Annotated in this window: 13 protein-coding genes; 6 read left to right on the top strand and 7 right to left on the bottom strand. The window is 34.3% G+C overall.

Going from position 1 to position 12,206, the window contains the following annotated elements:
* The first annotated feature begins 40 nt into the window (after positions 1-40).
* Both EL260_RS13235 and EL260_RS13240 read left to right on the top strand, forming a co-directional pair.
* Entirely contained in the window at positions 41-1,228 is a 1,188-nt protein-coding gene (locus EL260_RS13235) for a DUF4932 domain-containing protein (protein WP_123855798.1), read from the top strand.
* A gap of 22 nt (positions 1,229-1,250) precedes the next feature.
* Complete coding sequence (locus EL260_RS13240) at positions 1,251-2,225, top strand: dipeptidase (protein ID WP_123855799.1); 975 nt, start codon at positions 1,251-1,253, stop codon at positions 2,223-2,225.
* 290 nt (positions 2,226-2,515) lie between these two features.
* Here the strand turns inward: EL260_RS13240 and EL260_RS13245 are convergent, their stop codons facing one another.
* On the bottom strand, positions 2,516-4,060 hold the full coding sequence (locus EL260_RS13245) for a hypothetical protein (protein ID WP_123855800.1): 1,545 nt from the start codon (positions 4,058-4,060) through the stop codon (positions 2,516-2,518).
* 148 nt (positions 4,061-4,208) lie between these two features.
* Here EL260_RS13245 and EL260_RS13250 point away from each other — a divergent pair, with 148 nt between their 5' ends.
* From EL260_RS13250 to leuB, 4 genes are read left to right on the top strand one after another with little or no spacing between them, the layout of a single operon-like run.
* On the top strand, positions 4,209-5,372 hold the full coding sequence (locus EL260_RS13250; protein ID WP_123855801.1) for a 2-isopropylmalate synthase: 1,164 nt from the start codon (positions 4,209-4,211) through the stop codon (positions 5,370-5,372).
* 30 nt (positions 5,373-5,402) lie between these two features.
* Positions 5,403-6,791 (top strand): 3-isopropylmalate dehydratase large subunit, encoded by a 1,389-nt coding sequence (gene leuC / locus EL260_RS13255; protein ID WP_123855802.1) that lies wholly within the window; start codon positions 5,403-5,405, stop codon positions 6,789-6,791.
* A gap of 8 nt (positions 6,792-6,799) precedes the next feature.
* A complete protein-coding gene (leuD, locus tag EL260_RS13260) occupies positions 6,800-7,408 on the top strand; it encodes a 3-isopropylmalate dehydratase small subunit (RefSeq protein WP_123855803.1) in 609 nt (202 codons plus the stop codon).
* Positions 7,389-8,513, top strand: a complete 1,125-nt coding sequence (gene leuB, locus EL260_RS13265; RefSeq protein WP_123855804.1) for a 3-isopropylmalate dehydrogenase — start codon at positions 7,389-7,391, stop codon at positions 8,511-8,513. The genes leuD and leuB overlap by 20 nt, the downstream gene beginning before the upstream one ends.
* A gap of 123 nt (positions 8,514-8,636) precedes the next feature.
* Here leuB and EL260_RS13270 read toward each other — a convergent pair whose 3' ends face one another.
* From EL260_RS13270 to EL260_RS13295, 6 genes are all read right to left on the bottom strand, one after another.
* Positions 8,637-8,822 (bottom strand): hypothetical protein, encoded by a 186-nt coding sequence (locus EL260_RS13270; RefSeq protein WP_123855805.1) that lies wholly within the window; start codon positions 8,820-8,822, stop codon positions 8,637-8,639.
* Positions 8,823-8,833: 11 nt separating this feature from the next.
* On the bottom strand, positions 8,834-9,439 hold the full coding sequence (locus tag EL260_RS13275) for a DUF4230 domain-containing protein (protein WP_123855806.1): 606 nt from the start codon (positions 9,437-9,439) through the stop codon (positions 8,834-8,836).
* Positions 9,440-9,442: 3 nt separating this feature from the next.
* On the bottom strand, positions 9,443-10,006 hold the full coding sequence (locus tag EL260_RS13280) for a TlpA family protein disulfide reductase (RefSeq protein WP_123855807.1): 564 nt from the start codon (positions 10,004-10,006) through the stop codon (positions 9,443-9,445).
* A gap of 3 nt (positions 10,007-10,009) precedes the next feature.
* Positions 10,010-10,477: a pyrophosphohydrolase domain-containing protein gene (locus tag EL260_RS13285; protein ID WP_045496588.1), complete on the bottom strand. Its 468-nt coding sequence runs from the start codon at positions 10,475-10,477 to the stop codon at positions 10,010-10,012.
* A gap of 250 nt (positions 10,478-10,727) precedes the next feature.
* Entirely contained in the window at positions 10,728-11,147 is a 420-nt protein-coding gene (locus EL260_RS13290) for a hypothetical protein (protein WP_123855808.1), read from the bottom strand.
* Positions 11,148-11,158: 11 nt separating this feature from the next.
* The gene (locus tag EL260_RS13295; protein ID WP_123855809.1) at positions 11,159-11,875 is read right to left on the bottom strand and encodes a glycohydrolase toxin TNT-related protein; all 717 of its coding nucleotides are present in this window, start codon (positions 11,873-11,875) and stop codon (positions 11,159-11,161) included.
* Positions 11,876-12,206 lie beyond the last annotated feature (331 nt).

Raw genomic sequence — 12,206 nt, forward strand, 5'->3', positions numbered from 1 at the left:
CTATATTAGCAACTATTTAGAATGAGAATTAATATTACCAATGAAAAAAGCACTGTTTATTTTAGTTTCGCTGAGTTCCACATTTAGTTTTTCACAGAAAAAAACATCTAAATTTTTCGTTGATTACAATAAAAATGTTGAGACTTATTTTCTTGCAGAAATTCTATCAGCAGAACACCGGAAAAACAATAAAGATTTTGAACTTTATAAAATAAAAGAATGTTCTGTTTATCAACCTATTGTAAATAATGTATTGAAAAAATATGAGCATCTGAAAAACTCAGAGATTGCCGTTGCAACAGCAAAAATTAATGATATTCTAATGGAAAAATACGGTTCTGGAAATGATGTTTTGATGAAACCGCTAATGTATCACAAGGAATTTCCAGCCACAGAATGGATCAATGATTATCAGTTTCATAATAATAATTTAACGGAGAAACAGAACAAAGAAGCAACTCAATTAATTAAAAATTATCTTTCCGAGCTTTCAAAATTTTATACAAAAGAAAATATTGGGCAATTTTTTATTGAAAACAAAGCCTTTTATAAAGGAGGAGAAGCTGAGTATTATAGACATATTCCTGTTGGATTTACTGATGCAATGGAACAATTCTATGGTGAACGTTTTGATTCCTATACCATTCTGATTTCTCCCATGATGATGTGGCCCATAGAAGATCATGAAGGAAGAGGGATTGGAACAAATATAATTTCTAAATCCGGTAAAACAGATATTTATGAAATAGCAAGTCCGTTTGTAAGAGCTGAAAAACAAGGACAGTTCGGATATGATAACCAGTTTCAGGCAAGGTTCCTAAGTGTTCATGAGTTTGGGCATTCCTTTGTTAATAAAGAAGTATATCCCCATAAAGATCAACTTGAAAAATTCAAGGATTTATTTGAAAAGTCAAATTTAAAGGAGATTATGATAAAAACCGGAGGATATGGAGATTACCAGACCTGTGTAGCTGAACATTTAGTTAGGCTTGGTGAAATTCAGACTGCAAAAATCCAGAAAGATTTTGAAAGAGCTAAAAAACTTGAAGACTATCATTTGAAAAACAATTTTATCTTCCTTCCCTTATTAGAGGAAAAGGTAAAAGAATATAATTCCAACAGAAAAAAATACAAGAAATTTGGGGACTTTGTTCCTCAATTGTTAGAGGTTTTTGAAAAAACAAATATTGAATTTATCAATAATGCATTAGATCAAAACAAGAAATAAAAACGATAAATTGCCTGCTACTATGAATACAATAAACATTGATCTACACTGTGACCTGTTATATCATTTACTAAGGTCAAACTCAACAATTGATGATAAAGAACTTGGATGTTCGCTGCCTTATTTACAGGAAGGAAATGTAAAACTTCAGGTAATGGCTATGTATGCCGGAACCGGTGAAGGAAGTACGACTTATGGATTGCAGCAAAGCGAATTGTTTTCAAATCTCATTAAAAATGAAAACTTTTTCCTGTTTGAAAATGGAAACTATAAAAATCCGGAGAATGAAAACCGGGTAGGAGTTATTGCATCCATTGAAAATGCATCTGCTTTCTGTGATGAAAGCCAAAGTCTGGAGTCAGGATTTAAGAATCTTGAAACTATTATTGAAAATACTCAGAAAGTGCTTTATATTGGAATTACCCACCATTTAGAAAATCGTTTCGGTGGTGGAAATAGTGCTACTGCCGGACTAAAAGAAGATGGAAAAGTTTTGATTGATTATATTGCAGACAGGAAAATTGCTATAGATTTGGCTCACACAAGTGATCAGTTGGCTTATGATATTTTCAGCTATATAGACCAGAGAAACTATTCAATTCCTATTCTGGCAAGCCATTCCAATTACAGGGCCATTTATAAAAATAACCGAAATCTTCCTGATGAATTGGCAAAAGAAGTTATTAATAGAAAGGGACTAATTGGTCTCAATTTTATCAAAGATTATATTGATCTTGAGCAGCCCGAAAGATTATATGAACATATCCAATATGGATTAGATCTGGGTGGAGAAAACAGTATTGCCTATGGAGCAGACTATTTCTATTGGAAAGATCACCCGGATACTTCCCGTCATCCGTTTTTCTTTGAAGAACACTCCAATGCATCAGTTTATCTGGAGATTAATAAAGAAATTGAAAAAAGGTTCTTTTCCGAATTGTTAGAAAAGATCAGTCACAAAAATGCATTGGATTTCATAGAGAATATGTATAAATAAAATTATTCTTATCTGATTAAATCAATGCATAATTACAACAGGTCGCTCCTCAGGAGCTCTAATTTTAAAACCAAATACTTCCTATTAACAGCTAGCTCCTATTTGGAGCTGGATTTGATCCCATCGGGATCTACTGATAGTAGAAAAAATGAAGTGCTTTAAAAAGAAAGCTCCTGAGGAGCGACGTGTTAATACCTAAATCTGTGAAATTATATTAAAAAGAAAATAGATTGTATGTTTTATTTTACATGAAATAAAATGCAGTAAAACAGCTTTTTATGTGATCTTATTTAATGCTTTCTTTTATACTTTACTTTCTGTTTGATAATCTCGATTACATCCACATTGTGAACCTTAGATTTTATCCACCCATGGATGTCAATATAAAATAACGATCTTCTATAGTATTCATTATGAGAAAAATCTTCTAACTTCTTATCAAAAACTTCAAAGGCCTTCTGTCTTTGATCTGGTAACTGATTATTTACATTTTTAAAAAACTGAATGCTTTCAAAATGAAATTCTTCAGGTTTTTTCATCTTCTTAGCAAACTTCAGCGTAGAAGTAATGAATTCATCATAATCTTCATCATTTCCGGATTCATATTTGGACATTAAAATCAGTATCCTTGTATGAAAGAGGAGATCTTCCTGTACATTTCCCTTAGATTCTATGACCCTCATAGAGTATTCAATAGCTTTTTTATACATTTTACTTCCGAAAAACATGGCAGCCATTTTAAGATAAAGAATCATAAAGTGGTGTTCGTCAATTCGTTCACGAAGCTTTTCCATTTTCAGCTCAATTTCAGGAATAAGCTTTGTTCCTGTAAAAAATTCACCCTTTACAAAGTGAATATTCATTAGCGTATTATAATGGGTAAGAAAGATTAGGGACTGAAGGTTCTCATTCTGAGCAAAATTTTCAGCATTCACTCTTATATTAAATTCCTCGAAATTCTCTTCCAGAATATCAATGTTCCCATATAGAAACAGGATTTTCAGCAAGTATGTATTTCCTTTAATATACCAAACCGGATGACTGAAAATCATTTCCGGATTTTTATGAAATAAGTCTACCCATTGATAGGCATACTTCAAGGTGTATTTATAATCCTGAAGCAATTGGTTTTTCCAGACATGGGCCTTAAAGTACCATAGTTTTTCAGTAAAATTCAGCTTGTCAAATCTTATGTTTTTAATTTGAGCATTGAAGACTTCCAAAACTTCTTCACGGTCTGCATCATTTTTTACATATCCGTGGGTTAGCATTTCACTGTATAACTTCAGAGAAAGATTGGATAATTTTGTCGTATACCGGTTTTGTTTGCTTAATTCCTGAGACTGTCTGATGAGTTCCTCAGCACGTCCTTCAATACTTCTTGTAATAAACTGAGATTCAATTACTTTTTCAAGGTCTATCACCTCTGAGGCAATACTCTTTTCATCCAATTCCAGGGCAGATTGTTTGGTTTTATCGAGTATCTTCAAAGCTTGTTTATAAAGCCCTTTTTGATACAGAATATTTGCAAAATCCAATTGTTCTCTCAGCTGGATCCTGTAGTTTTGATGACTTGGGTTCATTCGTAAGCTTACCAATACTTGTTTGTAAAGGTGTGCCTTAAGGTTGGAAAGTTGCTGTTTAGTAGATATTTTCTTTTCAATAATGATGCTTTCATCATATTCCTTCATTTTATCCATTTCAGAAAAAAGAAGTAAAAATTTAGCATCTACATTAATTCCGAGACGGTTTACGTACAGCTTAAATTGTCGTTTTTCGGAAGTCGTCAATGACTTTACCAATACAAACAAAAAATCTTTCTGCAATTCTGCCATTGTAAATTTTTAAAATTTAAATAATTAGATATCAGTGATATATGATTGTTTCTTCAACTATTGAATATTGTAATTTTCTGAAAAACTGAAAACGAAAAAATATTGCAAGCTGTAGTTTTGAACCAAAATTAAGTAAAAAACTTCATTTATGAATTCCGAAAAAATTGAAATTTTTGATACCACATTGCGAGATGGAGAACAGGTTCCTGGATGTAAATTGAATACAAGACAGAAACTGATTATTGCTGAAAAGCTTGATGAACTGGGAGTTGATATCATTGAAGCAGGATTCCCGATTTCCAGTCCGGGAGATTTTGAATCTGTTTCTGAAATTTCAAAACTCGTAAGAAATGCAAAAGTATGCGGATTGACAAGAGCCAACAAAAAAGATATTGATACTGCTGCAGAAGCTTTACAGTTTGCAAAAAAACCAAGAATACACACAGGAATCGGAACTTCTGATTCACATATCAAATATAAGTTCAACTCAACAAGAGAAAATATCATAGAACGTGCTGCAGAAGCAGTAAGATATGCCAAAAGATATGTAGAAGATGTAGAATTTTATGCAGAAGATGCAGGAAGAACAGATAATGTTTATCTGGCACAAGTTTGCGAAGCTGTCATTAAGGCTGGTGCTACTGTACTCAACATCCCTGATACTACAGGATATTGTTTGCCGGAAGAATACGGACAGAAAATTAAATATCTGAGAGAAAATGTAAAAGGGATTGAAAAAGCAGTGTTATCATGCCATTGCCACAATGATTTAGGGTTAGCAACAGCCAATTCTATTTCCGGAGCGATCAATGGAGCCCGTCAGATTGAATGTACGATTAACGGATTGGGAGAAAGAGCAGGTAATACGGCATTAGAAGAAGTCGTCATGATTTTGAAGCAACATAAACATTTGAATTTGTACACAGGCGTTAATGCTATCATGTTGAATGCAATGAGCACTATGGTATCTGATCTGATGGGAATGTCTGTACAGCCGAATAAAGCAATTGTAGGGGCGAATGCTTTTGCTCACAGTTCAGGAATTCATCAGGATGGTGTCATCAAAAATAGGGAAACGTATGAAATCATTGATCCGGCTGAAGTGGGTGTCAATGCTTCTTCTATCATTCTTACTGCAAGAAGCGGGCGCTCGGCGTTAGCTTATCGTTTTAAGCATATTGGTCATGATGTTACCAAAGATGAACTGGATTATCTATATCAGGAATTCTTAAAAATAGCAGACCTTAAAAAGGAGATAGGCAATGAAGATCTGGCATTGATCATGGAAACATGCAGCAGAAAAATAGGATAGGGTTTGATTTAATTCAAAGATAAAGTAAAAATGAACAACGATAAAAAGACACTTTTTGATAAAGTTTGGGATGCACATGTGGTAGATACTGTTCCTGATGGGCCACAAGTCATCTATATAGATAAACACCTGATCCATGAAGTAACCAGCCCACAGGCTTTTGCAGAACTTGAATCCAGAAATCTGGAGATATTCAGACCAGATCAGATTGTAGCTACTGCAGATCATAATGTACCCACGCTTCACCAGGAAGAGCCAATTCGTGATGAATTATCAAGAAACCAGGTTCAGCAATTGACTGAAAATTGTCAGAAAAATAATATTGAATTATTTGGATTGGGACATCCATATCAAGGAATTGTTCACATCATTGCTCCCGAACTTGGGATTACACAGCCAGGAATGAGCATTGTTTGTGGTGATAGCCATACATCAACTCATGGGGCATTTGGAAGCATTGCTTTTGGTATCGGAACCAGTCAGGTAGCTCAGGTTTTTGCCAGCCAATGCCTGTTGCTTAACAAGCCTAAATCGATGAGGATTATCGTAAATGGTAAGCTTAATGTGAATGTTCAATCTAAAGATGTTATTCTTTACATCATTTCAAAAATAGGAACAGACGGCGGAACAGGATATTTCTGTGAGTATGCCGGAAATGTTTTTGAAGAAATGTCAATGGAAGGTAGAATGACCGTTTGCAATATGAGTATTGAAATGGGAGCAAGAGGCGGAATGATCGCTCCTGATGAAACTACTTTTGAATACGTAAAAGGAAGAGAGTTTGCTCCAACAGGAGAAGATTGGAATGAAAAGGTGGCCTATTGGAATACCTTGAAGACGGATGAAGATGCTGTTTTTGATAAGGAACTTACTTTCGATGCTGCAGATATTTATCCAATGATCACTTATGGAACGAATCCAGGAATGGGAATTTCAATTCATGAAACGATTCCTGTACCTCAAAATGAATCTGAAGCGAAAGCTTTACAGTATATGGGACTTGAAGCTGGACAAACCCCATCCAGTATAAAAATTAATTATGTATTCATCGGAAGTTGTACGAATGCAAGAATTGAAGATTTCAGATCTGCAGCTCAGTATATCAAAGGTAAAAGCAAATCTGAAGCTGTAAAAGCTCTAATTGTTCCCGGTTCTCAGCAAGTGGTAAAACAAATTTATGAAGAAGGTCTGGATAAAATCTTTAACGAGGCAGGATTCCAGATCCGTCAGCCTGGATGTTCAGCTTGTCTGGCGATGAACGATGATAAAATTCCGGAAGGGGAATATTGTGTTTCTACTTCCAACAGAAATTTTGAAGGAAGACAGGGGCAAGGTTCAAGAACTATTCTGGCAAGCCCACTTACAGCAGCAAAGGCTGCTATAGAAGGTAGAATTTCAGCTTTTGAAAGTTTAAATTAAAACAGTACATGCAAAAATTAGTTATTATAAAATCTAGTGCCGTTCCATTGCCGGCAGAAAATATAGATACGGATCAGATTATTCCGGCAAGATTCTTAAAAAGTATTGACAGAAAAGGGTTTGGTGAAAACCTGTTCAGAGATTGGAGGTATAATATTCATACTCATGAACCTAATCCTGATTTTGTTCTGAATAATCCAAAATTTGAAGGTGAAATCTTAGTGGCGGGAAATAATTTTGGATGTGGAAGCAGCCGTGAGCATGCTGCCTGGGCATTAACAGATTATGGATTCAAGGTAATTATTTCCAGTTATTTCGCTGATATTTTTAAGGGAAATGCTTTAAATAACGGTCTTCTTCCTGTAAAAGTTTCTGAAGAATTTTTAAAAGAAATTTTAGAGGGAATTAATGAAAGTCCAAACAATGAAATTGCGATTGATGTAGAATTGCAATCTATCAGTTTTAAAGAAACCACCGAAACTTTTGAATTGGATTCTTATAAGAAAATATGCCTTTTGAATGGCTATGACGATATTGATTTTTTAATCAGCAAAAAACAGGCGATCACAGAATTTGAACTAAAAACACAGAAAAAAAATGAACAACAATTATTTTAAAATCGCAGTTCTTCCAGGAGATGGAATCGGGCCGGAAATTATCAGCGAAAGCATGAAAATTTTGGATGTGATAGCGGAAGCTTTTCAGTACAAATTTGAATTCGATTATGGGCTGGTTGGGGCGGAAGCTATTTTTAAAACTGGAGATCCGTTACCTGAAGAAACACTTAAGATTTGTAAAGAATCAGATGCTGTACTTTTTGGAGCGATAGGAGATCCTGCATTTGACAATAATCCTGAAGCTAAGGTAAGACCAGAACAAGGGTTATTGAAACTTCGTAAAGAATTAGGATTATTTGCCAATATCCGTCCTTTAAAAACGTATGCTTCCCTGATTGAAAAAAGCCCGCTTAAAAGAGAAATCATTGAAGGAGCTGATATTCAAATTTTCAGAGAATTGGTAAGCGGAATTTATTTCGGTGAGAAATTTACAGATCCGGAAGGTGCTTATGCTTATGATGTGTGCAAATACAGCAGAGAAGATATTCTTCCAATTGCTCATATGGCATTTCAGGAAGCACAGAAAAGAAATAAAAAGCTGACATTAATTGATAAAGCCAACGTTTTGGATACTTCAAGATTATGGAGAAAGATTTGTCAGGAAATCGCTTCTGAATATCCCGATGTACAATTAGACTATATGTTTGTAGATAACGCAGCCATGCAGTTGATCCTTAATCCTAAACAGTTTGATGTCATTTTGACGGAAAATATGTTCGGGGATATTATTTCTGATGAAGCGAGTGTGATTGGAGGATCTATCGGATTACTTCCTTCAGCATCAGTAGGAGAGAAGAATGCCTTGTTTGAGCCTATTCACGGTTCTTACCCTCAGGCTAAAGGAAAAGGAATTGCTAATCCTATAGCTTCTATTTTAAGCGTGGCGATGATGCTTGATCATCTTGGATTACAGCCTGCTGCCAATAAGCTGAGACAGTCTGTAGAACACGCTATTGAAAACAAATATGTTACAATAGACCTTAATACTAAGCAATATTATTCTACGAGCGAAGTAGGAAGCTTTATTGCAGACCATATTAAATATTCCGAGAAATCATATTATAATTTCGAGAATGTAAAAATTGGAAAATCCACCATTGTATAGATTTATAGTTCACTTAGATAGATAGTTAGAAGAAAGGATCTGCCTCATAAGAGACAGATCCTTTCGATTTTATTTTCTGAAATATTTTAAATCAATAAGAAAAATGAATTTCAATGATTTATGTTACTCTTTTGTATTATCCGTTTTTCCCGATTTGTTTTTGGAAGCCTTTTGAATGTCTTCTTTATCAATGTCTGGGGGATTAACCTTTTTCGACGAAGCAGGAATATTCTGGAAATCCTGATTTTGCTTTTGAGTTTCTGCAGTGTTGGCAGATTCCTTTTTCTTGTTATTTCCTTTTGAGTCCATTGTCTGAATTTTTAGAGTCCAAGAATACCGATCTTTCCGGTCTTATCTTCTATAGTATAATTCAAAGCCTTTGCCAAAACAAAAATATTATCAAGATTTTCCATTAATTGCTTACGCCCCTCAGTTCTCAGCTGATTTTGATCAATAGATTTAATCGCAGTTTCCTTAGCTTTTGCAGTAACGTTTTTAATGTCTTTTTCAGAAATTCTATTAAAAAAAGAATCATCCAGAGACTGAATCTCAACGCTAGGTATAATTTTTATGTCTGCATCAGGAAGTTCAGTGATCACCAGCTTTTTGTTGATGGAATCTACTTCAATCTTCATTTTATTCAGATCATAAGAAACCTGTGCGCTGGTTTTGGTAAAGGTAATGATACTGTTACTTGAAACTTCCTTGCCCATAAATTCATAGCCCATTTTGGTTTTCTGCATGCTAGAATTGTTTTGTTCTATCACCACCATCTTGTTCATTTTGGAGATCTGATTAGTCAGGATATAATAATCCGACTTTTCCGTTTTCTTCCCAAGATTAAGACAGGATTTAAGTCCAAAGAACAAAAGGACCATAACACCGGCACCGGCTGCAAACGATATAATTGGTTTATAATTTCTCAAAATCTATTTAAAAATTTCTTTAATTACAGATGAGTTATCCTTTTTCAGAATTTCAACTAAATCTCTTTCAATATATCCAGTGGTAGGCATTTCTATAATCCTGCCTAGCTCTTTTCCATATTGTTTCACGATAATGGTTGGAACTTTTTGGATGTTGTAAAGAGATTCATCTCCACTTGGAGATTCTTTTTTACGGTTAACAGCAATAATAGTCAGTTTTCCTTCCGGATAACCTACTTCATCCAAAATCTTCATCAGTCTTGGAAAATCTCTGTGACTGTCTTCACACCATGTTCCCATAAAAACGACAATATCATAAGTGCCTATTTTTTTCTTTTTAAGTTCACTGATCGCTTTCTGATCCAGAGCATATTCATCATGTTCCTTGACATACCAATCAGCATAAGGCGCTTTCAAAAACTGTTCTTTCAATTGATGGCCCAGAAGCATTTTACCGTCTTTCTCGGTAGTAACTTCACGGTTAACCACTACTTTTTGAGCACTAAGCTGCTGAGTAGCTAAAAATAAACTTGAAGCGGCAACAATATGGGTAATAAATTTTTTCATATTTTATTTCTCAATAATTGACTTTAGATCAGCAGGAGAGTAGTATTTGTTTTTTAATACTTTATGATCTGCTTTTCTGTACACATTGAACTTTTCACCAGATTTCTCATAAAAAGATTCAACGTCTTTTTCTTTATAGAATTCAACGGTTTCATTAGCTTGTTCTTCGTTATCACATGCTTTCGACATATTAGAACGCTGAACTTCGTTGAATAGCTCTACAAATTTGTTGCCAAGTCCGAATTCCAGTACAGCACCACTTAAAACATACTGTAGATCACAAAGAGCATCAGCAATTTCTACAATATTGTTGTCTGCAATGGCTTGCTTTAATTCATTAAGTTCTTCCTGTAGAAGCTCTACTCTAAGGTTACATCTTTCCGGGGATGGAATTTGTGGGGTGTCTAGAATAGGGGCTTTAAAAGTAGTATGGAATTCTGCTACTTGGTTCAAACTATCAATTTTATCCATGAAATTTTTTATTTATGACAAAGATAGAAAACCATTTGCTAATTGGGAAATGTAGGAGGTAAAATAAGAATCATTAATTTTTTTAACTACAGATGAATACAGGTTTTTGAGTTTTAAAATCCTATTGATTAATAGCCCATAAAGTATTCTTAAGCGTAATCATCCGTGCTAATCTGTGATTAAAAATGACAATCAAAAAACCACAATTCATAATTGTGGTTTTGTTTTAAAATATGCTGATGGTATTCAATTATTCAACTTCCTGATACTCCCAGATCCCTGAGATATTTAAAATTTCTAAACTCGGCTGTTTTTCTCCATAGCTAAATAGGCAAATATAATTTGTGTTACAGGATGTACAACTGGTTCCAAAATATAGTGTAGGCAAATCATTTACCGTTAATTCTCCGTAATGCTGCATTCTCGGTGATGTTTCAGTAATCATTTGATTCTTTAATAACTCAGATTTTGATAGTACTTTGTCTTCATGGTAGATTTGAAGAATTGGAAATCCCGATTGATAAGGTGATATTTCAATGCGATTTTCGTGACCACATTCACAGCAGCTAAATAGGGTGACTGCTGCCGGAATGGCCTCATCATTAATGAATCTGTCTTTTTGGATTAAAGCTTTTTTACCAATCTTTATCTTTTTTGATATTGAATACATCTGAATCTAATTTAGTTTTGAATAACGGTTCCTTCCAGGTTAGGATATTTTCCACTAGGGCTTTTTTTAATGGTAATTTTTATATACCCTTCTGATGCTAATTTATTCCAAGTTTTCGGAAATCCGGTATTGATATCGATAGGAATTTTCCACATAGTCTGTTTTCCGTTTCCAACCTGGTTAAACCAAGGAATGATATCTGCCGTCTGAGATTTAAAAGGTAATGCATTAAGAACGTCGATCTGGTAATAGAAATCATATTTGTTTTCAGGTTGATTCAAAGCTCTTTCTGCGAAAGTATACACATACCCATTAATGATTGGGCTGGTAAAGTTTCCTCCCAATGTTGGGTTTCCGGTGCCGTTATAACTCCCGACAGCACCGCTGTACCTGTCATATTTTTGACCGGCTTGTATTGCGACATCATCTACAATATTGTATCCTCCGTTTGCTGGTGGCCAACCGCCGTTCAGGTTATTTGTCTGAAATAGTTTTTCCAGTTCTTTCCAATTTCCCTGTTTGTATAGGTCAAATGCCTGAATTCTGACGGTTTGACTTACTTTGTTATCAGGATCATAACTGGTGGCAAAATCATCCGCACTTTTGTAAAATACAATTTTAACCGGGCTCGGTTGGATAACGATTTCTTCTTCTCTGTCATCAGAACTACAAGCTATTGAAAATGAAGCAATGGCCAGAAAAAAGAAGTACTTAAATAAATGTTTCATATAAAAAAATTAAATTATGTGAAAATTAAATAGGTATTATCAGGGATGCAGACCAATGTCAAGCTTAGGTATAGAAGATTATCTTTTACATCTGTGCCGTTTTTCTTAAACATAAAAATGGTTTATTTTCAATAGGATGAATAGTTTCTCACATTGAAAAAAGAACTCAAAAGAATAGAGCAAGATCCATTGTTAAAAAAGCGCTTGAAAAGCTTCCCCTAAATACAAACGGATAACGGTACAATAAAAGAATAATATTGAGTGATAAATTTAATTAAAAATATAATTACATGTAATATTATTTTTAATAAAACGTTATTGTTGTGATTAA

This window comes from Chryseobacterium nakagawai (assembly GCF_900637665.1).
Classification (GTDB): domain Bacteria; phylum Bacteroidota; class Bacteroidia; order Flavobacteriales; family Weeksellaceae; genus Chryseobacterium; species Chryseobacterium nakagawai.